This is a genomic window from Bradyrhizobium sp. CCGB01, from assembly GCF_024199795.1.
GTDB lineage: Bacteria > Pseudomonadota > Alphaproteobacteria > Rhizobiales > Xanthobacteraceae > Bradyrhizobium.
In genome coordinates this window covers 8,316,491-8,343,129 of sequence record NZ_JANADK010000001.1, presented here as the reverse complement: position 1 = coordinate 8,343,129, position 26,639 = coordinate 8,316,491, and the positions used below count along the sequence as shown (strand labels likewise).

Here is a 26,639-nt window from a genome sequence, read left to right as displayed (position 1 = left end):
TGGGAGGGAGGCCCGCGTTTGTGGGCGATCTCCTGACATCGTGGCGAATGCCGACGAGCGTAACTTTGCCTACCCGTCCGGAATATGCAGTTCACACCAATGCGAATGGATTCTTTGCATCGGGATTAGCCCAAAAGCTCGTAATCGTTAGGCCGTATCTAATGATCGCTTGGGCTGGGTCTGTGGAAGTAGCTCGCAATCTCGTCATATATCTCGACGAGAAATTGCCGAAGGACAGGGAGCAATTTCCAGGAAATGAAAATGTGCTTTTGTCAGCTCTCAATTCGCTCCCTAGCAGCGTAGAGGTGGTCGCGCTTCTAATCTACAAAGATACTATTCAACCGCTCTGTGTCCACGCCAAAGGATTTGAGGTCGACAAGCGGCGTATCTATCTTCTTGGAACAGGCGGAGAAGCATTTTTCAATTACATTCTGTCGGCCGCAGACGCGATGCCCATGCCTGACAACGACGAGGGGTTTGCTGCGCGGGCCGTGATGGTAAACTTCGTAGGAAATGCGATTATGGCCCAGTATTCGAGTAAGTACGGGCTATCTGACTCTTGGGGCGGCGGGTTTGAAGTTGCGTATGCTGCAGACGATGGTTTCAAAAAGGTAGAAAATATTCTAGTCCGCTGTTGGAGCCTGAATCCTGACGGTGGGCTAGGCAATATTGGAACGAGCTTCCTCGTTCACTATCAGGGTGACGCGTTGCATTTGACGACGTTTGGCGAGCATGAGCGAACAACAATTGTCCAATCGTGGCTCGATAGACCATTCATTATTCCTCCAGAAAAGACTATCGCGGCTGAATGGAGCATTGACCTCTTTTTCCGCGTGACAGATGGCGTGCGATTTTGTGCAGTTCAGAAAGAGTTTCCATGGTCTCGGCAGAGAAGCGAGTTCCATTTTAGGCAGGGCCGTCTGGCTGGTTGGGAAATGGATAAAAGCCGCGTGGACCAGATAATTGAGCGGATAGGGAAGACAGATCCGACCACTGACAGATTTAGTTTGTCTACACTTTGATCCTTATAGGTAATTCCTACCTCTTCTTCCACCCACCTCTTCGTCCCGGCGCGCCACCCGTCGACTTCGGCGCCGGCCCGAACTCCGGGCCCGACTGCCGTGAGTCCGTCGGCTGGATGATCCGGCTGGTGCTGCCGAACGGTTTTGACGGCAGCGTCTGGTTCTCGCGGTAGGGCAACGATTCCGGGCCGTGCATCTCGTCGAGATGCGGCTTGTGCACCTTCGAGCCGCTGCCGCCGCCGCTGGCTTTCAGCGCGGAGCTCACGGTCTTTTTCTTCATGGCGCTGACCGGCAAATTCGCCGCGTCGCCGTACTTCTTCGCGCCCGCATAGGCGCCGGCCTTGCCCTGCACGGTGCGCTGCTTTGCTGTGGGGTCGTCGACGACCGCAAGCTCGGTGGCGCGCAGGCGCTTGACCTCGTCGCGCAGGCGGGCGGCTTCCTCGAAGTTCAAATCGGCGGCGGCCTCGCGCATCCGGGTTTCGAGATCGGCGAGCACGGCCTCAAAATTATGGCCGATCGAGATGACGTCGTCGGTCATGTCGTGGCCGCCGACCTCGACGAGCACGTGGTCGCGCTCGTAGACGGAGTTGAGGATGTCGCCGATCTGCTTCTTCACGCTCTCCGGCGTGATGCCGTTGGCGGTGTTGTACTCGACCTGCTTCTCGCGACGGCGGTTGGTCTCGGCGATGGCGCGCTCCATCGATCCCGTCATCTGGTCGGCATAGAGGATCACCTTGCCGTCGACGTTGCGCGCGGCGCGGCCGATGGTCTGGATCAGCGAGGTCTCGCTGCGCAGAAAGCCTTCCTTGTCGGCATCGAGGATCGCGACCAGCGCGCATTCGGGAATGTCGAGGCCTTCGCGCAACAGGTTGATGCCGACCAGCGCGTCGAAGGCGCCGAGGCGGAGATCCCGGATGATCTCGATGCGCTCGATGGTGTCGATATCGCTGTGCATGTAGCGGACCCGAATGCCCTGCTCATGCAGATATTCGGTGAGATCCTCCGCCATGCGCTTGGTCAGCACGGTGATCAGCGAGCGATAGCCGGCCTGCGCGGTGGCGCGCACTTCGCCGACGAGATCGTCGACCTGGGTGCGGGCGGGGCGGATGTCGACCGGCGGATCGATCAGGCCGGTGGGGCGAATGACCTGCTCGACGAACACGCCGCCGCTCTCGTTGAGCTCCCAGCCGCTCGGCGTCGCCGACACCGCGACGGTCTGCGGCCGCATCATGTCCCACTCCTCGAAACGGAGCGGGCGGTTGTCCATGCAGGACGGCAGGCGGAAACCGTATTCGGCCAGCGTCGCCTTGCGACGGAAGTCGCCGCGGAACATCGCGCCGATCTGCGGGATGGTGACGTGGCTTTCGTCGGCGAAGATCAGCGCGTTGTCGGGCACGTATTCGAACAGCGTCGGCGGCGGCTCGCCGGGACGGCGTCCGGTGAGGTAGCGCGAATAGTTCTCGATGCCGGCGCAGCTTCCCGTCGCCTCCATCATCTCGAGGTCGAAGGTGGTGCGCTGCTCCAGCCGCTGCGCTTCCAGCAGGCGCCCCTGGTCGTGCAGCTGGTCGAGCCGCTGCTTCAACTCGAACTTGATCGACTTGATCGCCTGCACCAACGTCGGACGCGGCGTCACGTAGTGCGAATTGGCGTACATCTTGATGAATTCGAGCTCGTCCTGCTTGTGGCCGGTGAGCGGATCGAACTCCTCGATGGTCTCGATGGTGTCGCCGAACAGGTTCACGCGCCAGGCCCGGTCTTCATAGTGCGCCGGGAAGATGTCGATGACGTCGCCCCTGACACGGAAGGTGCCGCGGGTGAAGTCGGCCTGGGTGCGCTTGTACTGGAGCGCGACGAGGTCGGCGATGAGCTGGCGCTGGTCGATGCGCTCGCCTTTCTTCAGCGCAAATGTCATCGCGGTGTAGGTCTCGACCGAGCCGATACCGTAGATGCAGGACACCGACGCGACGATGATGACGTCGTCGCGTTCGAGCAGCGCGCGCGTCGCCGAATGGCGCATGCGGTCGATCTGCTCGTTGATCGAGGAGTCCTTTTCTATGTAGGTGTCGGTGCGAGGGACATACGCTTCCGGCTGGTAGTAGTCGTAATAGCTGACGAAATACTCGACCGCGTTGTCCGGAAAGAAGTTCTTGAACTCGCCATAGAGCTGGGCGGCGAGTGTCTTGTTCGGCGCCAGGATCAGGGCCGGGCGCTGCGTCGCCTCGATCACCTTGGCCATGGTGTAGGTCTTGCCGGAGCCGGTGACGCCGAGCAGCACCTGCGAGCGGTCGTTGCGGTCGATGCCCTCGACCAGCTCGGCGATCGCGGTCGGTTGATCGCCGCGCGGCTCGTAGGACGATTTGATCTCGAAGCGCACGCCGCCTTCGGACTTTTCCGGGCGGGGCGGTCGGTGCGGCGTCCACACCTTCATGGAGCCATCGTCCTTGCGGAACTCCGGACGGCCCTCGCGGATCAGCGACTCCAGCGCGTCCGCGGTGGCCTTGACGCCGAGCGCCTCCATCTTGCTGCGCGGAGGGCGTGCCAGCGCCTCGGCGTCGTCCTCTTCCGTCGGCAGCCCGAGCTGCCGCGCCAGTTCCGGATCGAGCGTCGGGATCGTAGCCGCGGTGCCGTAATTGGCCTGCGGCGCCTCGTCGAAGCCCTCGGTCGATGCACGGCCACCCGGCGGCTGCGGGTTGGGGCGCAGCGGCATCGGCCGCGCGGTGTCCTGCGGAAACTCCTTCGGCGTCGAGGCGCGCGCGCGATGCGCCGCGGCTTCGCCCCCGGAGCGGCGATCGCGTGAATTGTCCGGCGGCGGCTGCAGCCCGGTGCCCGATCCAAGCCCGGCATCGCCGCGATTGATCGCGGGATTGAGCAGCTCGGCCAGCGCCGGCCCGATCGGCTGCACGTCAGGCCGATGTGCCTTCGAGTTCGGGGCTTTGGATTTAGGGGATTTCGGGGGAGCAGGTTTCTTCGCCATGCCCCGAATATGGGACGAGTCCGCGGCTCAGAAAAGGGCGAATGCCGGTCCGGATGCAGCCTGCTGACAGCAGGTTGGCAGCAGGGCGCAGCGTCGCGTCGTCACATTGCCGGAACTGTCAATTGCAATCCAGGGTGGTCTTGCTAGCTTCCCCGATATTTCGAAACTTCAATTTTTGGCGAGTCCATATGCAACAAGCGAGATTGGAGCGGGCAGGGAAGCATCGTGAGCTGATCGTCCTGCTGCACGCATTCTGTCAAAGCCCGAAGGCCCTCAAGCCGGTGAAGGACGCGGTCCGGGACGCTTATCCGGACGCCGATATCTACGCGCCAATTTTGCCGTTTGCCGGGCCCTGGGGGTGGCTGTGCACGCACGATGCGACCGAGGTGGTCGTCGACATCATCAAGCACATCGAGAAAATCATCGAGCTGCGGAGCCAGGACCGGGCCGGCGGCGCCGGGCAGGACGATCCCGGCGAATATGAATCGATCATCCTGATCGGGCACAGCATGGGCGCCGTCATGGCGCGCAAGGTTGCGATCGTCGCGCATGGCCAGCCGGACCGCAGCGACTGTCCGACGCTCGCCGCTCCCTTCGAGCCCGCCTTCCGTGCGTATCTGCAGCCGCGTCCCTGGGCGAAGAAGATCCGCCGGATCGTGCTGATCGCCGGGATGAATCGCGGCTGGACGCCGTCGTCGGCCATGGATTGGTGGACCTCGACCAAATGGAACGTCGGCATCTGGGTCGGCGAAACCCTGTTCGGCGGATTCCCGATCATCTTCGATATCCGGCAGGGCGCGGTTTTCTCGATTCAGACCCGATTGCAGTGGCTGGCACTGATGCACTACGAGCGCGAGCGTCGCGGCAGCCGTCCGGACATCGTCGTCACGCAATTGCTCGGGACCGTGGACGATATCGTCTCGCCCGACGACAGCGTCGACTATGCCGTGGACACCTCCAACGAGGAGGAGGGCGACGGTCGCGAGAAGTCCTATTTCTATCTGGAGGTTCCGAATTCGGGCCACGCCGACATCGTCCGGCTGAAGCGGCCTCGAAATGTCGAAGCCGAGATGGATCGAGATGATTTCGTCACGGCAAGGCAGCCCGGGCAATCGGCCAAGGCATTCAAGCAGATTTGCGACGAACAGCGATACGTCGTGTTCCGCCGCGCCCTGTGCAATTCGCCGGCCAGCCTCGCTGCGGATCCTTGCACGGTGAACCGCGAACAAATGATGGATAGCCTGCCGAGGCCGCCCAATTGGGACGTGACCGACCTCGTGTTCGTCATTCACGGCATCCGCGACAAGGGGTTCTGGACGCAGAAGATCGCACGCGCGATCAAGCAGGAAGCGGCGGGCCGCAAGAAGGATTTCCGCTCGGTGACCACGAGCTACGGCTATTTCGCCATGGCGCCTTTCGTCCTGTGGTGGGTCAGAAAGCAGAAGGCGGAATGGTTGATGGACCAATATGCGGAGGCGAGAGCGCATTATCCGCGCGCAGACTTCTCCTATGTTGGACATTCCAACGGAACGTACCTCGTCGCCCGGGCCCTGCGCGACTACCCGGCCGCAAGATTCAAGCGCATCGTGCTCGCCGGCAGCGTGGTGCGCCGCGATTACCGCTGGCACGATCTGGTCGGCAAGCGGGTCGAGAAGGTGCTCAACTATGTCGCGACGGGCGATTGGGTCGTTGCGATCTTCCCGAAGGGCATGCAGCCCTTCCGCCGGTTCGATCTGGGCAGCGCCGGGCACGACGGCTTTTGCGATGCCGCCACCGGCGCTGTCGAACAGGTCAGCTACATTGCGGGCTCACATGGCGCAGGCCACGAGGAGCGCCACTGGGCGGACATCGCCAGGTTTATCGTATCGGGAGATCTGCCGAAGAAAGACGCCGAGGAGCAGAGCACCCTCATCAAGATACTGGGCCGTTGCTCGACGGGACTGCTGGTCTTCCTTGCGACCGTGATCCTGGGACTCGGGTTCCTGATCGCCCACCCTACGGCGGAACGCACATGGCTTTTGGTGCTGTATATCTGCTTCGTCTACATCGTCATCAGCCGGGTTTGACAGGGCATCAGCCATGTCAAACGGCGAGAGGCTCACGCCGCCGGCAGCGGGCCCTCGTCGTCCCCAGCCGCCCGATGCGGCTCGAGGATGTCGAGATGGATCCCGCCGCAATCGGTGCAGCGCATGGTCCAGTACTCGCATCCGGCACGGCCGCCGATCACGCGGAGCACCGCGAGATCGCCGTCGCATTCGGGGCATTTCGACAACACATTGCGGGCGTAAATCCTCGGCCGCGGCGTGTCCTCGAATTCGATGACTGACATGACCGGTTCCCCCTCTTGCGCCGCGCTGTCCCTTGCTTCGCTTGCAGTCCCGCTCGCTTATTCGTCGTCGCTGTCGTCGGCCCGCCGGCGGAAGCGATCGATGTGGTGCTTGGCATCGGCGATCGCCGCGTTCTGATCAGGCCAGGCGAAACCGACTTCCATGGCCGGAAACAGCACGCCGTCGATGGCGACGGGGCTGAGATCGGCACGGCGGATGCGGGCATGCCAGAGGCCTTTGCCGGCCTCGAAGGATTCAATGTCAAAGCCGTCGTAGAGGGTCGTCATTGCAGTCCCCAAGTGTTCCGTAAGTGAAGTGTTCCGTAAGTGTCTTGTTGGAGGGTCAGGGGACCACGTTTGCAGATTTCAGAATGTGAAGCCGTTCACAAGCGGTCGGCTTTTTTGCCCGAGGCCTTGCTGAACGGGTGTCAGTTCCGCGTGGCGGTACGGCCGATCCGCTTCACCGGCCGGGCGGCGGGCTCGGATGCCGCGCGCATGATCCAGCGGCGGAACGCGGCGAAGTCGCGCTGCTCGGTCTGAAAGCTGCGATAGAGCAGGTACCAGCGCATGCCCTTGGGCACCGAGAGATCGAACGGCGCGACCAGCCGGCCGGCGGCGAGGTCGTCGTCGATATACGGCCGGATGCCCATGGCGATGCCGAGCCCGTCGGCGGCGGCCTGGAGCGCCTGGCCGTAGAACTGGAACTCCGGTCCGCGCGCGTTGATGCGGGTGAGGTTCGCGGCCTTCAGCCAGATCGGCCAGTCCTCCGGCGAATGCGCGACGCGGATCAGGCTGGGGCCCTTGAGGTCGGCCGGACGTTTCAACGAGGCGGCGAGGCGGGGCACGCAGACCGGCGTGAGGTCGCCGGCGAACAAGGGCTCGGCGACCAGGCCCGGCCAGTCGCCGGTGCCGAGCTTGATGCCGCAGCTCCAGTCCTCGCCGAACGGCACCGACGCGCCGCCGGTGGTGAAGCGCACCTCGATGTCGGGCTCCTCGCTGCGAAACTCCGACAGGCGCGGGATCAGCCAGCGCATCGCAAAGGTGTGGCCGACGCCGATGGTGAGCACGCGCACGCTCGAGGGCGCCGTCACCTGCGCGGTGAGGCTTGCCAGCGCATCGAAGATCGGCGTCAGCCCGCCTTGATAGGCGCGCCCTGCCTGCGTCAGCACGAGCTTGTTGGCCTTGCGCTCGAACAAGGCGACGCCGAGACGTTCTTCCAGCAGATGCACCATGCGGCTGACGGCAGCCGCCGACACGCTGAGCTCGAGCCCGGCCGCGGCAAAGCTGCCGGTCCGCGCCGCCGCCTCGAATGCCTTGATGCCGTTGAGAAACAGCAGCCGCCGCAAATGCCTGACCCTCAGGAAAGCTGATGCAAGGCCAAGATAACTCAGTTTGCGAAGGCGGGGCAAGGGAGGCACAAGAATTGAGAGTCATTCCAAGTTGTGTTTCGGGGCCGCCGCCGCCCTTCGCATCTCCCCGCAGGAGCGGGGCGAGGGAGTGCAGGCAGCTTGCGTCCCTTACTTTGCCGAGCCCATAGGAGACCCCCCACGTGACGCCCATCATGATCGCTGCCCTTGGATTGCTGATGGTCGCCACCGCGTTCCTGTCGGGGCTGTTCGGCATGGCGGGCGGGCTGATCCTGATCGGCGTGCTGCTGGCGCTGATGCCGTTGCCGACCGCGATGGTGCTGCATGCGATCACCCAGATGGCGTCGAACGGCTGGCGCGCGCTGCTGTGGCGGGCGCATATCCGCTGGCGGCCGGTCGCGAATTATATGGTCGGCGCTGCCGTCGCGCTCGCGGCCTGGTCGATCACCCGTTATGTGCCCGACAAGCCGATGGCGCTGCTGCTGCTCGGCGTCACCCCGTTCATGGCGCGCCTGTTGCCCGCGAACATCAAGCCGGACCCGGATCGTCTTTGGCAGGGCACGGTCTACGGCACGATCTGCATGGGCCTGATGCTGATGACCGGCGTCTCCGGCCCGCTGCTCGATACCTTCTTTCTCGGCGGCGATTTCGGCCGGCGCGAGAAGGTGGCGACCAAGGCGATGTGCCAACTCGTCAGCCATTTCACCAAGCTGATCTATTTCGGCGGGGTGATCGACCAGGCCGCGAGCCTCGATCCCGTGCTCGCCGGCGTCGCGATCCTTGCCTCGATGCTCGGCACCACGCTCGCGCGGCGTATCCTCGAAGCCATGACCGACCAGCAATTCGTGGCGTGGTCGAACAAGCTGATCACCACCATCGCCTGCTACTACATGGCCTATGGCGGCTGGCTCCTGGTTCGTACGCCAGTGCTGGCGGCCTTCGACAAGGGAGGTTTGCAATGAGCGAGACGGCCGATCCGCTGGTGCTGGACTTCGTCGAATGGGTCGCGCGGGAGCCACGCGCCTATGCCGAGGTGATCGCGACCTGGAAGACCTCGTGCCCGCGCCTCACCATCTGGGAAGACGCCGCCGAGCGCGGCTATGTCACGCGCGAGACACTGCCGGGTGTCGGGCTGATCATCGCGGTGACGGAAGGTGGCGAAAAATTGTTGCGGACGAACGGGCGCTGACACACACCTCCGCCTCCACATGGTCATTGCGAGCGCAAGCGAAGCAATCCAGAATGGGAGATCCTCACCCTGAGGAGCGCGCATCTTGCGCGCGTCTCGAAGGGCGAGGCCGAGATCGGGCCTTCATCCTTCGAGACGCGCGTTCCGCGCTCCTCAGGATAAGGGTCTCGCAGGAGTTGCCTTGCATGTCGCTCAAACTCTTCGAACTCGTCGGCACCGACGCCGCGCGCCCCTTCAGTCCGTATTGCTGGCGCACGCGGATGGCGCTTGCGCATAAGGGACTATCCGCGGAATCGCTGCCCTGGCGCTTCACCGAGAAGAGCGCGATCGCGGCGCATGGCTCGGAGAAGGTTCCGGTGCTCCTGCATCACGACAGGCCGGTGGTCGATTCATGGGCGATCGCAAATTATCTCGAAGATAATTTCCCAGACCAGCCGTCGCTGTTCGGCGGTGAGGGCGGCCGCGCCATGGCGCGCATGCTCAATGCCTGGGGCGACATCGCCATCGTCGGCGGCATCTTTCCGCTGATCGTCGCCGACATCCCCCAAAACCTCGCCGAGGTCGATGCCGCCTATTTCCGCCAGTCGCGCGAGGCGCGTTTCGGCGGCAAGACGCTGGAGGACGTGATGGCGAGCCGCGACACCGGCGTCGTCGCCTTCCGCAAATCGCTCGAGGTGATGCGGCAGACCCTGAAGAGGCAGCCCTATATCGGCGGCAGCGCGCCGAACTATGCCGACTACATCGTGTTCGGCGGTTTCCAGTGGGCGCGCGTGACGAGCCCGTTCAGGCTGCTGGAGGCAGATGATCCCGTCTACGCGTGGCGCGAGAAGCTGCTTGATGCGTTTGATGGAATGGCCCGAAGATCGCCCGGCCATCTTGCGTGAACAGGCGCGGGCCTTCTATCTCGCGCAGGCTTTTGTCGTTACGCGCTCATTCCTGACAATGGTTTCGACCATCTTGCGGGCGACGTTGTTCAAATCAGTGAGCGTCAGATAGCCTTGCGCATATGCTTCCTGAGTCAGGCGATCAATGCGCTGGTCCTGTCCCGTCGACCATTGCTTCGCGATGTAATCGGCGCCGGGCTTGCCGAATGTTTCGGGATAGCGCTCCATCTGGTTCTGGCGCTGATAGTAATATTCGTCGAGGCCGCTGATGAACTGCTTTCGGCCCTCGCCTGTGCAACGGGCGCCATAAGGCCGTTCCAGCGCTGCAATGGCGCTCTCACGCTGCCTCACTCTACCGTCCACTGAATATTTTTCATTGGTGCCATATCCCGGGCCGTCGATCGGGGCGGCCTGCCGAGCCTTCGGCTCGGGCGCGAACGCCCACGCTGCGACCTGCCAGATGACGACCGCCCAGACGACAAACCAGATGCGGCTCATCTGCGGCTCGCCGTTGCACGTTGCCTTGGCAGGCATACGGGCGATGGATCGGACCATAGGCCCGGACCGGCGAAGGTCAGCACGGCAAGACGGATGTCCGCAGGGAAATCCTCCTGGACGACACCCTTCTGTTCAAAGGCTTCCGCGAGCGCTGCCTTGACGCGTATGTCGAGCGGCGTCGAATACGCCGCGTTGGCCTGGTCGCGCTTCCTTTCGCTGCAGAACATTCCCATGGCCGGGGTCGGGCAGTCGTAGATCTTCATATAGCCACGCGCATAGGCCGACGTGGCCGCAATGAGATTGGCTTTCATCGTGTCATCGCAAGGCGACATGGCGTAGGCCGTGCCGGCCTGCAAGGCATCCATTCGCAGTGCGTCGAGCTTTGGATCCTTGTCGCTCTGTGCGGTGTGCTCCGCCTCCCACATCTTGCGTTCATAAGCCTTGGCGCTGTTGTCGCCGAATGTCGCATTGAGCGTCGGCTTCAACTCGCCAATCGCCGAAAAGGAATAGGTGGGAAATCCACGCAACGCCCAGGAGAAGCCGACGAAGGTGGTGACGAAGGCCATGCAGGTGAAGAGAATGAACCGGCTCATGTGGACACTCGAATTGACGTCGCACAACCTAACCGTGTCTGGTTAAGAGTTGTATTAGTTCGTGAGTTCGAGGCTGAAAGGGTAAATGGGGGTCTAAGGAGATCATCTGATTTTGCGGTTCCGGCACAATCTGTCAGCGGAAAGAGTCCGGGTGACTCCGTCGAGACCGTCGCTGCCCGCTGTGGCCCCGAATCAAATGTCGGCCCTCGGGATGAGGTAACCGCCCGCAATGACGGTTCAGCGAAACGAGATGCCTCCGGTTACCTGCCAGCTCCCACGTCCGCAGCCTTCCTCAGACACTCCCGGCACAGACAGTCCTCGCCCTCGATCGGCATCGGCAGTTTTGCCGTTTCCTCCGCGCACCAGCAGGTGCCCAAGAGGTCGCAGCCGAATTCGGTGCCGCAGCGGGAGCAGGCGAGGCGGCGCGGTTCCGGCGTCGGGAATTCTTTCGGATTTGTCATGATTTACGTAAGAGCCTTGCCGTCATTTTCATGCCGGGTTCATCTGTCGCTGCGGTATATTAGGCCTCGCGCAGGGACTCGGAAAGCGGTTGGCAACGCGCGAAGGACATATCGATGGCCCGCGATTCGCAAGCCGCCCTCGTCGCGCTCAACCGTTTCGGCTTCGGAGCCCGCGGCGGGGCGTCCGGCGATCTGATCAACGCGGCCTCCGATCCGCGCGGCTTCGTGAAGGCGGAGCTTGCTCGTCCCAACGGCGTGTTGCTGGAGGCGCCCGGTCTGCAATCGACGCCGCAACTCGGGCAGGCCGTGTTCGCCTATCAGGACCAGGTCAAGCAGGCGCGCGAGGCCGCGAAGGCCGCCGCGCCCGCTGAAGCGCCGGCGCAGGCACCAGCCGACCAGAAGCCCGGCTTGCGCAGAAATCTGTCGCTGAATGCGGCCGCAACCGAGATCGCCGGCCCGATGGCCGAGGCGAAGCCGGCCGACAACGCAACGATGCAGCCGAATGCTGCCGCGCCGCCCGCCGCAAAACCCGCGCCGCAGCCGCTTAATGTCATCCAGAAAACCTTTCGCGCCGAGGCGCTGGCGCGTTTGCAGCGCGCGACGCTGGTCGAGTGCGGCTTCACCGAGCGGCTGGTGGTGTTCTGGTCCAACCATTTCTGCATCTCCGCGAGCAAGGGCGAGCTGGCGCGGATCTGGGCCGGCGCGTTCGAGCGCGAGGCGATCAGGCCACATGTGCTCGGGCGCTTCGCCGACATGCTCAAATCCGTCGAGCAGCATCCGGCGATGCTGTTCTTTCTCGACAACCAGCAATCGCTCGGTCCGGATTCGCGCGCGGGTCAGAACCGCAAGCGCGGGCTCAACGAGAATCTTGCGCGCGAGATCATGGAGCTGCATACGCTCGGCGTCGGCGGCGGCTACACGCAGAACGACGTCACCTCGCTCGCGCGCATCATCACGGGCTGGACCTTTGCCGGAAGGCAAGGGCAGCTCGGCACACCCGGCTGCTTCGTGTTCAACACCAATGCGCACCAGCCGGGTCCGCAAGTGCTGCTCGGCAAGACCTACGAGCCGACAGGGCTTGCGCAGGGCGAGGCGGCGCTCGCCGACATCGCGCGCCATCCATCCACCGCGAATTTCATCGCCACCAAATTCGTCCGCCACTTTGTCGCCGATGATCCACCGCCCGCGCTCGTTGCGCGGCTGCGCGAAACCTTCGTCAAGACCGATGGTGACCTGAAAGCGATGGCGACGGCGCTGGTCGATTCCGACGAGGCCTGGCGCGCGCCGCTGACCAAGATGCGCTCGCCTTACGATTTCCTGGTCGCGAGTGGCCGGCTGCTCGCGCGCGTGCCGGAGGATCCCGGCGGTTATCTCAACAACCTCAATCTGCTGGGCCAGCCGCTGTGGTCGCCGGCGGGACCGAATGGTTTCCCCGATACCAGTGCCGCCTGGGCTGCGCCTGAGGGCATGAAGCTGAGGCTCGACATCGCGGCGCAGATGGGGGCGCGGCTTGGGCCCAACATCGACCCGCTCGACCTGCTGGAATTCGCGGCGGCGGATGCGGCGTCCGTCGAAACGCGCAAAACCATCGAGCGCGCGGAATCGCGTCAGCAGGCGCTGGCGCTGCTGTTGATGTCGCCCGAAATGCAGAGGAGATGAAGATGATCGACTGCGTCGAGAACCGGCTCCTCACCTCGCGCCGCGGTCTTTTGCTCGGCGGCGCATCCTTCGCGGCCTGGGCCTATTTGCCGAAATTCGCGCGCGCCGCCGACGGGCGCGATCCCCGATTGATCGTCGTGATCCTGCGCGGCGCGCTCGACGGGCTCTCGACCGTCGCGCCGGTCGGCGATCCCGACTATGCCGGCCTGCACGGATCGATCGCGCTCGCCGCCGACGGCGCGCATCCCGCGATCATGCTCGATACCTTCTTCGCGCTACATCCGGCGATGCCGGAATTTTCCCGCATGTACCGCGAGACGCACGCCGCAGTGATCCATGCGGTTGCGACGCCCTATCGCGACCGCTCGCATTTCGATGGCCAGGACGTGCTCGAAAGCGGCTATGCGGGTCCCGGCCGGGTGCAGTCCGGCTGGCTCAACCGCGCGCTGGAAGCGCTGCCGCGCGGCGAGCGCGTGTCGAGCGGTCTTGCGGTCGGACCCACCACGCCGCTGGTGCTGCGCGGCAATGCGCCGACCGTCGGCTGGGCGCCGGTCGCGCTGCCGCAGGCCGACGACGATACCGCGATGCGGCTCGTCGATCTCTACCGTCACCGCGATCCCGCGCTGGCCTCGGCCTTGTCGCAGGGCCTTCAATTGGAGAAGGCCGCGAGCGGCGATGACATGAAGCGCAAGCCCGGCAATGCCGTGGCGCAGATGCGTCAGGTGGCGCGCGGCGCGGCAAAGCTGATGGCGGCCGACGACGGCCCGCGCATCGCCGCGCTCGCCTTCGACGGCTGGGACACGCATGCGAACGAAGGCGGTCCGGTGGGACGTCTCGCCTTCCTGCTCGGCGGGCTCGACGGCGCGCTCGCCGAATTCGAAAGCGGCCTGGGTGAGCGCTGGCGCGACACCGCAATCGTGGTTGCCACCGAGTTCGGCCGCACCGCGCGCATCAACGGCACCGACGGCACCGATCACGGCACCGGCACGATCGCGCTGCTCGCCGGCGGCGCGGTGAAAGGCGGCCGTGTCATCTCCGACTGGCCGGGCCTCAAGCTCGCCAACCTCCATGAAGGCCGCGACCTCAAGCCCACCACGGACTTGCGCTCCGTGATCAAGGGCGTGCTGCAGGGGCAGTTCGGTTTGTCCGATCGCGTGCTCGCGGAAACGGTGTTCCCCGACAGCGCCGCCGCGCGCCCGATGAAGGGGCTGGTGGCTTAACGGCCGCCGCCGTCATTCCGGACCCGCGCCTTGCGGCGCGTCCCGGAATGACGACATGATGAGCCGAGCATCAGGAGACCACCCGCATGTACATCGCCATGAACCGCTTCCGCGTCGCCAAGGGCTCTGAGTCCGCCTTCGAGCAGGTCTGGCTCTCGCGCGACACCCATCTGGACAAGGTGCCGGGCTTCGTCGAATTCCATCTGCTGCGCGGCCCCGAGCTCGAGGACCACACGCTGTACGCCTCGCACACGGTGTGGGCGAACCACGCGGCGTTCGAGGCCTGGACCAAGTCGGAAGCGTTCCGCGCGGCGCATCAGCGCGCCGGCGACAACAAGCCGCTTTATCTCGGCCATCCCCAGTTCGAAGGCTTTGAGGTGATGCAGACGGTGGGACGCGGCGCGAAATAACGCCGCGTCGTAAAGATCAGCCCTGCGTGATCTTGTCGATATCCGCGATCTCCTCGGCGCTGAGCTTCCACGCGATCGCCTTGACGTTCTGCTCGATCTGCTCGACGCGCGTGGCGCCGGCGATCACGCTCGACACCTGCGGGCGGCCGGCGAGCCAGGAGAACGCGAGCTCGAGCATCGAGTGACCGTGCGATGTCGCAAAGGCCTGCAGCTTCTCGACGATCACCTCGTTGCGCGGGGTGACATAGCGGTCGCGCAGCCGCGGCGTCTGGCCGAAGCGGGTGTCGCCCGGCGCGGCTTCGCCTTTTTTGTATTTGCCGGTCAGCAGTCCGCTCGCGAGCGGGAAGAACGGCAGTAATCCGAGCTTGTACTCCTGCGCGGCCGGCAGCAGATCCTTCTCGATGTCGCGCACGACGAGGGAATATTCGTCCTGACAGGAGACGAAGCGGGTGACGTTTATCGCGCGTGCGACGTATTCCGCCTCGGCGATGCGCCAGGCCGGAAAGTTCGAATTGCCGATGTAGCGGACCTTGCCCTGCCGCACGAGATCGTCGAGCGCACGCAGGCTCTCCTCGATCGGCGTCAGCGGGTCATAATCGTGCTGCTGGTAGAGATCGATGTAATCGGTCTTCAGCCGCTTCAGGCTCGCTTCCACGGCGTCCATGATATAGCGGCGCGAGGCGCCCTGCCTGGTGCCGTCCTCCGCCATGGGCTTGGAGTATTTCGTCGCCAGCACGATGTCCTTGCGGCGATCGCCCAGGACAGCGCCGAGCACGTTTTCCGAGCCGCCCATGTTCGAATAGATGTCGGCGGTGTCGAACAGCGTGATGCCGAGATCGAGCGCGCGATGGATCACCTTGCGCGAGGTCTCCAGGTCCGTGCGCTGGCCGAAATTGTTGCAGCCGAGCCCGACCGCAGACACGCGAAGGCCGGAGGCGCCGAGATTGCGAATTTCCATGGGAGATCCTGTCAGATGAGCAGCGTCGCATTGTGGCCGCGGTGCGCTGCGCCAGCAAGCCGCCCGCCGCGCTGCTGCCATGCCGACAGAGCGGACAAAAAAATGCGGCCCCTGTCAGACGCGGCGACTGACGGGGACCGCTTTGGGGCGCTTGATCGGTGACGGGGGGCCTGATCAGACGCAGGCGCAGCGTAGTCCCGCTATGTTACGCGCGGGTGACAGGCGGAGTTATCCACAGGCTGCGTGCGGGGATCAGAACAGCTTGCGGTAGACGATGAAGCCTGAGCGCTCCGCGACCTTGTCGTACAGGCGCTGCGCGGTGACGTTGGTCTCGTGGGTCTGCCAGTAGACGCGCGGCGATCCCGCGAGCTTTGCGCGCTCGTAGACGCCGTGGATCAGCGCCGAGCCGACGCCCTTGCCGCGGGCGGCCTCCGTCGTGAACAGGTCCTGCAGATAGCAGGACGGCGCGATCGCGGTGGTGCTGCGGTGGAAGAGATAGTTCGTCATGCCGAGCAGCTGGCCGTCGCTCTCGGCGACCAGCCCGTGCACTGGTTCGTAGGCGTCGAAGAAGCGCTGCCACGTCATCTCCGTGATCTCGGGCGCCAGCGCGGTCGGGCCGGAGCGGCCGTAGAAGGCGTTGTAGCCGTCCCACAACGGCAGCCATTGTTCGTAGTCCTGCTTGGCGACGGAGCGAATGGTGAGCGACACGTCAATTTCCGCGATCGATGAGGCGTCCTTCATACGGGATGACGGGCGTGTTGATCAATCGCGCCTACTCGGCGATGCGCAAATAGCGGATCAGCCTGCGGCCCGCGGGATCGCGTAGCGACCGGTAGTAGTCGGCGCTCGCGGGCGCATCGGTGTGGCGCACGAGGTCGGTCACGGGCGTGTAGCTCAGCATCCGTCCGCCATCGGGCAGCGCGGTGCAGACGAAGCGCAGCACCTCGCCGTTGCGCAAGGCGATGTTGATCGGCGTGGCATCGCCGATCCGCACCATTTCCATGCGCTGCGCGATGAAGGTGCCGAGTTCATCCTCGGGCAGCTCGAACGCGCCGGTGTCGCGGCCGTGATACATCAGCGCGATGAAAGGCGGCTTGCCGTCGGCCACTTCGTCCGGCAGCGCAAAATAGTCGCGGAATGCGCGGTTGATGAATTCGGCACGGGTCTCGGTGTCGAGCAGCACGATGCCGATATCGACCTGGTCGAGCGCGGCCGACAGCCGCGCGGCGGTGGCGTGGCTCTGGCGCTCGGCGGCGAATGTGCCAAGCAGCCGCTCGCGCATCAGGCCGGTGATGGCGGCGGTGCCGGCAGTCGTCGCGGCCAGGAGGCCGAGCCGGACCAGATCCGCGGCCGCATAACCCGGCAGGGCGCGATGGTTCAGAAAGAACAACGCCGCGCCGATCACCGCGACGGCTGCGCTCGTCATGGCGGATGCGAGACCCGACAGCGAGCCGGCGAGCGCCACGATGCAGACGAACAGGGGTGCAGGCGAGGGAGTGGGGACAAAGCGATCGAGAAGCATCGCCAGCAGCGCAATCGCTGCAGTCAGCACCGGACCGGAGATCGCACGCCATCCGAACCGCATGGGCCTGTCTCGTTCCTCCCTGAACGAGTTAAGGCCGCAACACTGGCTGATCGTTGCGCTGGTGCGGTGCGAATTCGTGCGGAACGCTTAAGGGGAGGTTGTGCCGGCGCGCCAAGCTTTCGGATGATTTTAGGCCAAATGCGCATGCCTCAGACGCTGTTGCAGCGCCGGCGCGTTCAGCGTCGACGTCCCCGGGCTCTTGCGCATGCCGGTGAAAATCAGCAGCGATGCTGCGACCAGGATGGCCGCAGTCAGTGTGATTGCAACGACTACCACAGGTGATTTCATCGAGGTCCTGTCGCGATGCCGGTCGGCGCGGGCCGCGCGGCACCTTGAAGGATGGTCCAGGATGAAACGGGGATCAGACCGGCAGGCCCATCGCCATGGTCGCCTTGGTCGACAGCACCGTCAGGGTGACGATCAGGCACAGCGAGAGCGCGGCGACGGCGAGCGAGGCCGCGACCGCGTTGGTCAGCCGGGAAGACGAAACGGAGGCGGTTGGGCCCTGAAAGCCTGCCGTACCGGACGCCCGAGTCATGGGTCTAAATCCTTCAACGTGCGAGCGAATCACCCGCGACTCGAACAATTTCCCTGTTTCAACAGGCAACATTGCGGCGGCCGTCGCGCCGAAGATGGCGAGATTGCGGCAAGGGCGCCCCTTATACCCGCTATTCGCCGGAGCGGGTCGCGCCGTCAGGCGCCCGCCGCGATGCTGGCGGGATCGTCGATGTCGGCCGGCCGCCAATCCATCGCCACGAAGCCGGGCGCAGCTTCCACGCGCTTCAGCCAGTCCCGGATCGCCGGGAAGGTCGAGAGGTCGAAGTCGCAGCGGTCGGCGAGGTGGGTGTAGCCGTAGAGCGCGATGTCGGCGACCGTGAGCTGGCGGGCGGCGAAATAGGCGTTGGTCTTGAGGTGGTTTTCCATCACCTGGAGCGCGCCATAGCCGCGCTCCATCCAGTCTTCCAGGGAGTGGGTCTGGAGATCGCGGCCGCCCTTGACCAGCGACAGCCAGAAATAGGCGGCGCCGATGTTCGGCTCGAGCGCGTGCTGCTCGAAGAACATCCATTGCAGCGCTTCGGCGCGGTCGATGCGGTTCTCCGGCGCCAGCGGCGTGCCGACCGCGACGTACCAGAGGATGGCGTTGGACTCTGCGAGATAGCGGTCGTCGCCGACTTCGAGCAGCGGCACCTGGCCCGACGGGTTCTTGGTCAGAAAGTCCGGCGTGCGGCTCTCGCCGCGCAGAATGTCCACCTCGACCGCTTCGTAAGGCACGTTCAACAGCGCCAGCGCAAGGCGGACCTTGTAGCTGTTGCCGGAGCGTTGCATCGAATAGAGCTTGTACATTCTGAGGATGATTCCGCCGGATGGGAAGGCGCGGCGCATCCTGCCATGCGTCGCGGCTAAACAATGATGCCGATGCGAATCCGCCGCAAGGGCCGCGCTATAGAAAAACTCGAAAACCCTACCGCACTGCAATGCCGCGGAAGATCATTTTCGTGCAGCGCTGCAACTCAGATCACGCTTGCGTCAACGCGCGGACGCCTTGCGCCGTGCGTTGGCGTGAACGGACGGAGCGATCGGAGTTTGGACACTAAAAGCCTCCGCATCGTCATGCCCGGCCTTCGCCTCGCCGAAGCGGCTTCGGCCGCGCGGGCGGGGACAAGCCCGGGCATCACGGCGTTCTGCGTTCACGGCGTTCTAAACGCGCAAAATTGCTCCGAGGACAAGCCTTGCCGGATATGAGGGGTTTGCGCGGCAAAGTTGCGGAAAATTGCGGGGAATCCAGCCTTGAAACGCTCCAGATCCGTAAACTTTTTCGAGATCGGGCCGAAGTTTCTTGCGGTGCAGCGGCACACGTTTTAGGGTGGCTTATTCCCACAATCGGAGTCGTGAGGCCAAAGGGTTCACGACGCTTGTCAGGAGATGACGATGTCCTTCCTTGCCGCTGCGCTCGACCGTGTGAAGCCGTCCGCGACCATCGCGGTCACGGATAAAGCACGTGCGCTGAAAGCGGCGGGCCGCAACGTCATCGGCCTAGGTGCCGGCGAGCCCGACTTCGACACGCCCGCCAACATCAAGCTGGCTGCGATCCACGCCATCGAAGCCGGCAAGACCAAGTACACCGCGGTCGACGGTATTCCCGAGTTGAAGGAAGCCATCATCGGCAAGTTTCAGCGCGAGAACGGCGTGGTCTACAAGCCGAACCAGATCATCGTCGGCACCGGCGGCAAGCAGGTGCTCTACAACGCGCTGATGGCGACCATCAATCCGGGCGACGAGGTGATCATCCCCGCGCCGTACTGGGTCAGCTATCCAGAGATGGTGGCGCTCGCCGGCGGCGAGCCGGTGCCGGTGGTCTGCACCGCCGCGACCGGCTTCAAGCTCCAGGCCGAGGCGCTCGATCGTGCGATCACGCCGAAGACCAAATGGGTGATCCTGTGCTCGCCGTCGAACCCGACCGGTGCGGCCTACACCAAGACCGAGCTGAAGGCGCTCACCGACGTTCTGGTCAAGCATCCGCATGTGTGGGTGATGACCGACGACATGTACGAGCACCTCGTCTATGACGACTTCCAGTTCACCACGGTCGCGCAGGTCGAGCCGAAACTTTATGACCGCACGCTCACCGTGAACGGCGTGTCGAAGGCCTATTGCATGACCGGCTGGCGCATTGGTTACGCCGGTGGCCCGGCGCAGCTCATCAAGGCGATGTCGACGATCCAGTCGCAGTCGACCTCGAACCCGTCGTCGATTGCACAATGGGCCGCGGTGGAAGCGCTGAACGGTCCGCAGGACTTCATCCCCGCCAACAACAAGGTGTTCAAGGAGCGCCGCGACCTCGTGGTCTCCATGCTCAACCAGGCCAAGGGTATCGAGTGCCCGCGGCCCGAGGGCGCCTTCTACGTCTATCCGTCCTGCGCCGGCACCATCGGCAAGACCGCGCCGTCGGGCAAGGTGATCGACAATGACGAGACTTTCGTCACCGAGCTGCTCGAGACCGAAGGCGTCGCCGTGGTGCAGGGTTCGGCCTTCGGCCTCGGCCCGGCGTTCCGCATCTCCTACGCGACCAAGACCTCGGACCTCGAAGACGCCTGCAAGCGCATCCAGCGCTTCTGCGGCAATCTGCGGTAAGCAGTCCTATCACAGCATGCGATGTCCCCCTCTCCCCTTGTGGGAGAGGGTGGATCGCCGCGAAGCGGCGAGACGGGTGAGGGGTTCTCTCCGCGATTCCCTCTGCCAGTCAATTTGTGGATAGATACCCCTCATCCGGCGCTTCGCGCCACCTTCTCCCACAAGGGGAGAAGGGAGGAGAGCGCACCAATTTGCCGCGTTCGATCTGGCACCCCCAAAGCTCTTGTGGCATAGACCATCGCGCGTCACGGGTAGGGCGCTCTCTCTGCTCGCATCACATTCATCGCCGGAGATATTCATGCGCCGCTCACTCCTCCTCGCCGGGCTCACTGTCGCGGGCCTCGTGGCCTCCGTCGCCAACAGCAGCGCGCAGCAGCGGATGGCGCGGGTCGGCGTGCTCGAATGCCGTGGCGGCGCCAGCGTCGGCTTCATCGTGGGCTCGGTGACCCATCTCGGCTGCGTGCTGCGCGCCGACGGCTTGCCGGACGATCGCTACGTCGCGACCATCCGCAAAGTCGGTCTCGACATCGGCATCACCCAGGAGACGGCGCTGGCGTGGGGCGTGTTCGCGCCGGTCGACCGGCTCGGCCCCGGCGACCTCTCGGGCAATTACGCGGGCGCGCAGGGCAGCGCATCGGTCGGCGTCGGCCTCGGCGGTAACGTGCTCGTCGGCGGCTCCAACAACTCGATCGCGCTTCAGCCGCTCAGCGTGCAGGGCCAGGTCGGCCTCAACGTCGCTGCCGGCCTCGAGAGCCTGGAACTCCGTCCGGGCCGTTGACAATTTCGCGTGTGCCATCGCGTCGGTCCGACGCGATCGCGGCAACGACGCACCGCAGCGACGTTTTGATGCTTGCCAAATCTCGGGGACGGGCAGAGCATCGGCGTTTGCCGACCCAATCATGGGCCGAGCTCCACACCAAGGAGGCGGCGAATGGGACAAGACGTCAGAAGTCCCCGAGGTCCACGGTGCATCGCACTGGTGGGCCCTTTCCAAAGCGGTAAAACCACACTTCTCGAAGCAATACTGGCGCGAACGGGCGCGATCCCCCGCGTCGGCAGCGTCGACGCCGGAACTTCCGTCGGCGACGCCACGCCCGAGGCCCGTCATCACAAGATGACCGTCGGGCTGACTGCCGCCACCACGAGTTTCATGGGCGACAGCTACACCTTCATCGATTGTCCCGGTTCCGTCGAGTTCGCCCACGACATGCGCGCCGCGCTGCCTGCGGTCGATGCCGCAATCGTGGTCTGCGAGGCCGACGAGAAGAAGCTGCCGCAGCTTCAGATCATCCTGCGCGAGCTGGAGGAGCTGAAGATCCCGCGTTTCCTGTTCCTCAACAAGATCGACCGCGCCAACAAGCGCATCCGCGAGACGCTCGCAATTCTGCAGCCCGCCTCGCGCGTGCCGCTGGTGCTGCGCCAGATCCCGATCTGGAAGGACGAGCTGATCGAGGGCTTCGTCGATCTCGCGCTGGAACGTGCGTTCATCTACCGCGAGCACAAGGCCTCCGAAGTGGTCGCGCTCGAAGGCGGAAATCTCGATCGCGAGAAGGAGGCCCGCTTCTCGATGCTGGAGAAGCTCGCCGATCACGACGATGCGCTGATGGAGCAACTGCTCGAGGACATCCAGCCGCCGCGCGATGCGGTGTTCGACGATCTCGCGCGCGAATTGCGCGAGGGGCAGATCTGCCCCGTGCTGCTGGGTGCCGCCGCGCGCGAAAACGGCGTGCTGCGTCTGATGAAGGCGCTGCGCCACGAGGCGCCGGGCATCGAGGAGACCGCAAAGCGTCTCGGTGTGCCAGCCGGCAAGGAGGCGCTCGGCTACGTCTTCAAGACGCTGCATTCGCAGCACGGCGGAAAGCTGTCGCTGACGCGATTGCTCGCCGGCCATCTCGACGACGGAGCCACGCTGCAATCCGCCTCCGGCGGTAGCGGCCGCATCTCCGGCATCCTCGCCGTCAACGGCGCCTACGATACCAAGCGTGCCGCGGCCGAAGCCGGCGACACGGTCGCGCTCGCCAAGGTCGACCCGATCAAGACCGGCGACACGGTCACGAGCGGCAAGTCCCCGCCGGCTGCGCTGACGGCCCCGGAGCCGACGCCGCCGGTGCTCGCGATCTCGGTTGCCGCCACCGACCGCAAGGACGACGTCAAGCTCGGCCAGGCGCTTGCCCGGCTGCACGAGGAGGATCCTTCGCTCGGCATCGTGATGAATGCCCAGACCCACGACACCGTGCTGTGGGGCCAGGGCGAGATGCACTTGCGCGTCGCGAGCGAGCGGCTGCGCGATCGCTTCGGCGTCAAGATCACCTCGCATCCGCCCGCGATCGGCTACCAGGAGACCATCCGCAAGCCGATCGTCCAGCGCGGCCGGCACAAGAAGCAGTCCGGTGGCCACGGGCAGTTCGGCGACGTCGTGCTCGACATCAAGCCGCTGCCGCGCGGCGAGGGGTTCAAGTTCGCCGAAAAGGTCGTCGGCGGCGCGGTGCCGCGCAACTATATCGGCGCGGTGGAAGAGGGCGTCGTCGACGGACTGACCCGCGGCCCGCTCGGCTTCCCCGTCACCGATGTGCAGGTGACGCTGACCGACGGCTCCTATCACAGCGTCGATTCCTCCGACCTCGCCTTCCGCACGGCGGCGCGGGTCGGGCTCAACGAGGGCCTGCCGCAATGCCAGTCGGTGCTGCTGGAGCCGATCCACGTGGTCGAGATCGTCTGCCCGACCGACGCCACCGCCAAGATCAACGCGATCCTGTCGGCGCGGCGCGGCCAGATCCTCGGCTTCGACACGCGTGACGGCTGGAGTGGCTGGGACTGCGTTCGCGCCATGATGCCGGAAGCGGAGATCGGCGAATTGATCGTCGAATTGCGCTCGGCCACGGCTGGGGCCGGCAGCTTCACCCGCCAGTTCGACCACATGGCCGAAGTCACTGGCCGCGCCGCCGACCAGATCATCGCCGCGCATCAGCACGCGGCGTGATCGGTTAGCGCATCGCGTAGTCAGGAAGGCGCCACTCTCTCACTCCCTCTCCCCGTTCTTCATGGGGAGAGGGAGGGGTGAGGGGGCGCCTTTGCACGCGCGCGGCTCTTCGTTTAGGCCGTGCTCTCACCACCCGTCATTGCGAGCGCAGCGAAGCAATCCAGAGTCTTTCCGCGGAGGGATTCTGGATTGCTTCGTCGCTGCGCTCCTCGCAATGACGGAGGAGACCAATGCGCGCCCCTCTTGCGCCTGCTCGCGAATGATGTATTTTACATCATTGTATATGCTTAGAATATCACTTATAAACTCTGATACGTGAGGGCGCGGTGATCACGTCGTTCCAGATGAGGGCAGCCCGCGCGCTGCTTGGCATTGACCAGAAAACCCTGGCCGAGCTTGCCGGCGTGTCGCTGCCGACCATCCAGCGGATGGAGGCCTCGACCGGCAACGTTCGCGGGGTGGTCGAGACCTTGATCAAGGTGGTCGAGGCGTTCGACCGGGCCGGGGTGGAGCTGATCGGCGAGCAGGCGCGCAGCGACAGCGGCGGGCGGGGCGTTCGCTTGAAGGAACCGGGGCCGCCGCGCCGCGTCGGGGCATGATCGCTGCGATGATCGTGCCCGCAAGGCAGATGAGCTAACGCACCGTCGCGTCCGATCGCGGCCGCACGATGCAGTGGAGCATTGTGGGGCAGCGGAGCATGAGCACTACCAGCGAGCGGGCAGGCGGCCTGCATCAGTTGCGTCGGCCGACCTTTACCGAACTGTATCTGCCAAAGCTCATCACCGTCTGGCGCGAAGGCTACGGCGCCGCCGACTTCCGCGCTGATATCTTCGCGGGCCTCACGGTCGCGATCGTCGCGCTGCCGCTGTCGATGGCGATCGCGATCGCATCGGGCGTGACGCCCGATCGCGGGCTCTACACCGCCGTCGTCGGCGGCTTCATCGTGTCGCTGCTCGGCGGCAGCCGGTTTCAGATCGGCGGACCCGCCGGCGCCTTCATCGTGCTGGTCGCGGTGACCGCGGAGCGGCACGGCGTCGACGGCGTCATCCTCGCCACGATGATGGCCGGCCTGGTCCTGATCGCGGCAGGCCTGCTGCGCATCGGCACCTACATCAAGTTCATTCCCTACCCCGTCACGGTCGGCTTCACCGCGGGCATCGCCGTGATCATCTTCGCCAGCCAGCTCCGCGATCTCGGCGGGATCACGCTGGCGGGGAAGGAGCCCAGCGAGTTCGTTCCGAAACTCATTGCGCTCGCCGGGGGCCTGCACACCATCAATCCGTCGGCGGTTGCCGTTGCGCTCGTCAGCATCATCATCATCGCTGCCTTGCGGATCTGGCGGCCATCCTGGCCCGGCATCCTGATCGCGGTCGTGTTCGCGGCCGTCGTGTGTGCGGTGTTCTCGTTGCCGGTGGAAACCATCGGCAGCCGATTCGGCGGCATCCCGCGCGAATTGCCCTCGCCGGCGTTGCCCGCCTTCTCGCTTGCGAAGGCGAAAGCGGTGCTGCCGGATGCGATCTCGTTCGCGCTGCTGGCCGCGATCGAATCGCTGCTGTCGGCGGTGGTGGCCGACGGCATGACCGGACGCCGTCACCGCTCCAATTGCGAGCTGGTGGCGCAAGGCGCGGCCAACATCGGTTCGGCGCTGTTCGGCGGCATCTGTGTCACCGGCCTGATCGCGCGCACTGCCACCAACATCCGCGCCGGCGCGCGGGGGCCGCTGGCGGGCATGCTGCATTCGGTGTTCCTGCTGCTGTTCATGCTGACCGCGGCGCCGCTCGCGAGCTACGTCCCGCTCGCCGCGCTCGCCTCCGTGCTCGTCGTCGTCGCCTGGACCATGGCGGAGAAGCACGAATTCGCGACGCTGCTGCGCTCGTCCTGGGGCGACGCCGTCGTGCTGCTCGCCACTTTCCTGCTCACGATCTTCCGCGACCTGACCGAGGGCATCCTGGTCGGCTTCGCGCTCGGCGCGGTGCTGTTCATCCACCGCATGTCGGAGATGACCGGCATCGAGGAGCGCACGCCGCTCGTGGCCGCCGATCGTCCCGATGACGGCAATGGCGAGCGCGTTCCTTACGATTCCGCGCTCGCGGTCGATCGCGACGTGCTGGTCTACCGCATCACGGGCGCGTTCTTCTTCGGTGCGGCCTCGGCGATCGGCGGCGTCCTGGACGGCGTCGCCGACGGGCGCAAGGCCTTCGTGGTCGATTTCGCCGCGGTCCCGTTCCTGGATTCGACGGCGGCCAACGTGCTCGGCCGCGTCGCCGCCAAGGCTCACCGCCAGGGAATCCGGCTGTTCATCACCGGGGCCTCGCCCACGGTCCGCCGCGCGCTGCTCACACACGGTGTGAGCCCGCGGCACGCGCGTTATCGGCAGACCATCGAGCGTGCGGTCGCCGATATCAAGGCGGCCCCCGCCGCGAGCGGATCCGCGGTGCTGCTCCCGCCTGCTTGACAGGACCGACGGGACGCGAAATGGATCGCCCTCGACCACGACCCGAGGGATAGATGACCGCATCCAAAGCTCCCGCAGCCTGTTTGATCGGATGGCCCGCCGCGCATTCGCGCTCGCCGCTGATCCATCATTACTGGCTGCGCACGCTCGGGATCGAGGGCGGCTATGTCATCGAGGCGGTTCCGCCGGATGACCTCAGGGACTTCGTGCTGCGGCTGTCGCTGCGCGGCTTCGTCGGCGCCAACGTCACAATCCCGCACAAGGAAGGCGTGCTGGCGCTGTCCGCCCCCGATGCGCGCGCCAGGGCCGTGGGCGCTGCTAACACGCTGTGGTTTGCTGACGGCGAGCTGCGCTCGACCAACACCGACGTCGAAGGCTTCATCGGCAATCTCGACGCCGCCGCGGCCGGTTGGGACAGGGCGGAAGAAGCCTTGGTGCTCGGGGCGGGTGGTTCCTCGCGCGCGGTCGTGTTCGGCCTGCTCGAACGCGGCATCAAGCGCATCCACCTCGCCAACCGCACCATTGCGCGCGCCGAGACGCTGGCCAGACAGTTCGGACCGAACGTGCGTCCGATCCCCTGGGACGGCATCAACGACGTGCTGCCGCGCGCAAAGCTTCTCGTGAACACGACCTCGCTCGGCATGCACGGCCAGCCGTCACTCGATGTCGACGTGGCGCGCCTGCCGGACGGGGCGGTCGTCGCCGATCTCGTCTACGTTCCGCTGGTGACGCCGCTGCTGGCGGCAGCAACGGCGCGCGGCCTGAACACCGCCGACGGCCTAGGCATGCTGCTGCACCAGGCGGTGCGCGGCTTCGAGCTGTGGTTCGGCCGGCGGCCGCAAGTCACGGCCGAGCTGCGCGCGCTGGTCGAGGCCGATCTCACAAAGACTTGAGCGAATAGTCGCGAATAGCACACCATCTCCGGA

Annotated in this window: 27 protein-coding genes; 14 read left to right on the top strand and 13 right to left on the bottom strand. The window is 65.0% G+C overall.

Annotation, left to right across the window (positions count from 1 at the left end; translation table 11 throughout):
• The first annotated feature begins 20 nt into the window (after positions 1 to 20).
• A complete protein-coding gene (locus NLM25_RS39215; RefSeq protein ID WP_254140446.1) occupies positions 21 to 1,022 on the top strand; it encodes a hypothetical protein in 1,002 nt (333 codons plus the stop codon).
• A 16-nt stretch (positions 1,023 to 1,038) separates the two neighbouring features.
• Here the strand turns inward: NLM25_RS39215 and uvrB are convergent, their stop codons facing one another.
• Positions 1,039 to 3,996, bottom strand: a complete 2,958-nt coding sequence (gene uvrB / locus NLM25_RS39210) for an excinuclease ABC subunit UvrB (RefSeq protein ID WP_305887588.1) — start codon at positions 3,994 to 3,996, stop codon at positions 1,039 to 1,041.
• Between the two features lie 188 nt (positions 3,997 to 4,184).
• Between uvrB and NLM25_RS39205 the strand changes: the two genes are divergently transcribed.
• Positions 4,185 to 6,062, top strand: a complete 1,878-nt coding sequence (locus NLM25_RS39205; protein ID WP_254140445.1) for a lysophospholipase — start codon at positions 4,185 to 4,187, stop codon at positions 6,060 to 6,062.
• Positions 6,063 to 6,094: 32 nt separating this feature from the next.
• Here NLM25_RS39205 and NLM25_RS39200 read toward each other — a convergent pair whose 3' ends face one another.
• The 3 genes from NLM25_RS39200 to NLM25_RS39190 all read right to left on the bottom strand — a co-directional run bounded on the left by NLM25_RS39200 (position 6,095) and on the right by NLM25_RS39190 (position 7,668).
• Complete coding sequence (locus tag NLM25_RS39200) at positions 6,095 to 6,325, bottom strand: hypothetical protein (protein ID WP_254140444.1); 231 nt, start codon at positions 6,323 to 6,325, stop codon at positions 6,095 to 6,097.
• A 57-nt stretch (positions 6,326 to 6,382) separates the two neighbouring features.
• Positions 6,383 to 6,610, bottom strand: a complete 228-nt coding sequence (locus NLM25_RS39195; RefSeq protein ID WP_254140443.1) for a hypothetical protein — start codon at positions 6,608 to 6,610, stop codon at positions 6,383 to 6,385.
• 140 nt (positions 6,611 to 6,750) lie between these two features.
• Positions 6,751 to 7,668, bottom strand: coding sequence for a LysR substrate-binding domain-containing protein (locus NLM25_RS39190; protein ID WP_254140442.1), 918 nt, complete (start codon positions 7,666 to 7,668; stop codon positions 6,751 to 6,753).
• Positions 7,669 to 7,871: 203 nt separating this feature from the next.
• On the opposite strand from NLM25_RS39190, the gene NLM25_RS39185 reads away from it, so the two are divergent.
• From NLM25_RS39185 to NLM25_RS39175, 3 genes are all read left to right on the top strand, one after another.
• Positions 7,872 to 8,651 (top strand): TSUP family transporter, encoded by a 780-nt coding sequence (locus tag NLM25_RS39185; RefSeq protein ID WP_254123239.1) that lies wholly within the window; start codon positions 7,872 to 7,874, stop codon positions 8,649 to 8,651.
• Entirely contained in the window at positions 8,648 to 8,878 is a 231-nt protein-coding gene (locus NLM25_RS39180) for a hypothetical protein (protein ID WP_254140441.1), read from the top strand. Before NLM25_RS39185 ends, NLM25_RS39180 begins: the two co-directional genes overlap by 4 nt.
• A 185-nt stretch (positions 8,879 to 9,063) precedes the next feature.
• Positions 9,064 to 9,762, top strand: a complete 699-nt coding sequence (locus tag NLM25_RS39175) for a glutathione S-transferase family protein (RefSeq protein WP_254140440.1) — start codon at positions 9,064 to 9,066, stop codon at positions 9,760 to 9,762.
• Positions 9,763 to 9,777: 15 nt separating this feature from the next.
• On the opposite strand, the gene NLM25_RS39170 is transcribed toward NLM25_RS39175, so the two are convergent.
• The 3 genes from NLM25_RS39170 to NLM25_RS39160 form a co-directional block, all read right to left on the bottom strand.
• Positions 9,778 to 10,260, bottom strand: coding sequence for a hypothetical protein (locus NLM25_RS39170; protein WP_254140439.1), 483 nt, complete (start codon positions 10,258 to 10,260; stop codon positions 9,778 to 9,780).
• The gene (locus NLM25_RS39165) at positions 10,257 to 10,826 is read right to left on the bottom strand and encodes a hypothetical protein (RefSeq protein WP_254140438.1); all 570 of its coding nucleotides are present in this window, start codon (positions 10,824 to 10,826) and stop codon (positions 10,257 to 10,259) included. The genes NLM25_RS39170 and NLM25_RS39165 overlap by 4 nt, the downstream gene beginning before the upstream one ends.
• A 287-nt stretch (positions 10,827 to 11,113) precedes the next feature.
• Complete coding sequence (locus tag NLM25_RS39160) at positions 11,114 to 11,314, bottom strand: cysteine-rich CWC family protein (protein WP_254140437.1); 201 nt, start codon at positions 11,312 to 11,314, stop codon at positions 11,114 to 11,116.
• Between the two features lie 114 nt (positions 11,315 to 11,428).
• Here NLM25_RS39160 and NLM25_RS39155 point away from each other — a divergent pair, with 114 nt between their 5' ends.
• The 3 genes from NLM25_RS39155 to NLM25_RS39145 all read left to right on the top strand — a co-directional run bounded on the left by NLM25_RS39155 (position 11,429) and on the right by NLM25_RS39145 (position 14,603).
• Positions 11,429 to 12,973: a DUF1800 domain-containing protein gene (locus NLM25_RS39155; RefSeq protein ID WP_254140436.1), complete on the top strand. Its 1,545-nt coding sequence runs from the start codon at positions 11,429 to 11,431 to the stop codon at positions 12,971 to 12,973.
• 2 nt (positions 12,974 to 12,975) lie between these two features.
• Positions 12,976 to 14,193 carry a DUF1501 domain-containing protein gene (locus NLM25_RS39150; RefSeq protein ID WP_254140435.1) on the top strand — a complete coding sequence of 406 codons (1,218 nt, stop codon included), beginning with the start codon at positions 12,976 to 12,978 and terminating at the stop codon, positions 14,191 to 14,193.
• 86 nt (positions 14,194 to 14,279) lie between these two features.
• On the top strand, positions 14,280 to 14,603 hold the full coding sequence (locus NLM25_RS39145) for an antibiotic biosynthesis monooxygenase (protein ID WP_254123233.1): 324 nt from the start codon (positions 14,280 to 14,282) through the stop codon (positions 14,601 to 14,603).
• A gap of 16 nt (positions 14,604 to 14,619) precedes the next feature.
• Here the strand turns inward: NLM25_RS39145 and NLM25_RS39140 are convergent, their stop codons facing one another.
• The 6 genes from NLM25_RS39140 to NLM25_RS39115 form a co-directional block, all read right to left on the bottom strand.
• The gene (locus tag NLM25_RS39140) at positions 14,620 to 15,561 is read right to left on the bottom strand and encodes an aldo/keto reductase (RefSeq protein WP_254140434.1); all 942 of its coding nucleotides are present in this window, start codon (positions 15,559 to 15,561) and stop codon (positions 14,620 to 14,622) included.
• 252 nt (positions 15,562 to 15,813) lie between these two features.
• Positions 15,814 to 16,302 carry a GNAT family N-acetyltransferase gene (locus NLM25_RS39135; RefSeq protein ID WP_254140433.1) on the bottom strand — a complete coding sequence of 163 codons (489 nt, stop codon included), beginning with the start codon at positions 16,300 to 16,302 and terminating at the stop codon, positions 15,814 to 15,816.
• Between the two features lie 31 nt (positions 16,303 to 16,333).
• The gene (locus tag NLM25_RS39130; RefSeq protein ID WP_254140432.1) at positions 16,334 to 17,146 is read right to left on the bottom strand and encodes a PAS-domain containing protein; all 813 of its coding nucleotides are present in this window, start codon (positions 17,144 to 17,146) and stop codon (positions 16,334 to 16,336) included.
• Between the two features lie 129 nt (positions 17,147 to 17,275).
• Complete coding sequence (locus NLM25_RS39125; protein WP_254124769.1) at positions 17,276 to 17,422, bottom strand: hypothetical protein; 147 nt, start codon at positions 17,420 to 17,422, stop codon at positions 17,276 to 17,278.
• A gap of 85 nt (positions 17,423 to 17,507) precedes the next feature.
• Positions 17,508 to 17,684, bottom strand: coding sequence for a hypothetical protein (locus tag NLM25_RS39120; protein ID WP_254123229.1), 177 nt, complete (start codon positions 17,682 to 17,684; stop codon positions 17,508 to 17,510).
• Positions 17,685 to 17,839: 155 nt separating this feature from the next.
• A complete protein-coding gene (locus NLM25_RS39115; protein WP_254123228.1) occupies positions 17,840 to 18,490 on the bottom strand; it encodes a glutathione S-transferase family protein in 651 nt (216 codons plus the stop codon).
• A gap of 585 nt (positions 18,491 to 19,075) precedes the next feature.
• Between NLM25_RS39115 and NLM25_RS39110 the strand changes: the two genes are divergently transcribed.
• From NLM25_RS39110 to NLM25_RS39085, 6 genes are all read left to right on the top strand, one after another.
• Complete coding sequence (locus NLM25_RS39110) at positions 19,076 to 20,278, top strand: pyridoxal phosphate-dependent aminotransferase (protein WP_254123227.1); 1,203 nt, start codon at positions 19,076 to 19,078, stop codon at positions 20,276 to 20,278.
• Between the two features lie 298 nt (positions 20,279 to 20,576).
• Complete coding sequence (locus NLM25_RS39105; RefSeq protein ID WP_254140431.1) at positions 20,577 to 21,056, top strand: DUF992 domain-containing protein; 480 nt, start codon at positions 20,577 to 20,579, stop codon at positions 21,054 to 21,056.
• Positions 21,057 to 21,209: 153 nt separating this feature from the next.
• Positions 21,210 to 23,258, top strand: a complete 2,049-nt coding sequence (locus NLM25_RS39100; protein ID WP_254140430.1) for an elongation factor G — start codon at positions 21,210 to 21,212, stop codon at positions 23,256 to 23,258.
• 326 nt (positions 23,259 to 23,584) lie between these two features.
• On the top strand, positions 23,585 to 23,857 hold the full coding sequence (locus tag NLM25_RS39095) for a helix-turn-helix domain-containing protein (RefSeq protein WP_008566993.1): 273 nt from the start codon (positions 23,585 to 23,587) through the stop codon (positions 23,855 to 23,857).
• 98 nt (positions 23,858 to 23,955) lie between these two features.
• The gene (locus tag NLM25_RS39090; RefSeq protein ID WP_254140429.1) at positions 23,956 to 25,713 is read left to right on the top strand and encodes a SulP family inorganic anion transporter; all 1,758 of its coding nucleotides are present in this window, start codon (positions 23,956 to 23,958) and stop codon (positions 25,711 to 25,713) included.
• A 53-nt stretch (positions 25,714 to 25,766) separates the two neighbouring features.
• Positions 25,767 to 26,606: a shikimate dehydrogenase gene (locus NLM25_RS39085; RefSeq protein ID WP_254123223.1), complete on the top strand. Its 840-nt coding sequence runs from the start codon at positions 25,767 to 25,769 to the stop codon at positions 26,604 to 26,606.
• Positions 26,607 to 26,639: the final 33 nt, after the last annotated feature.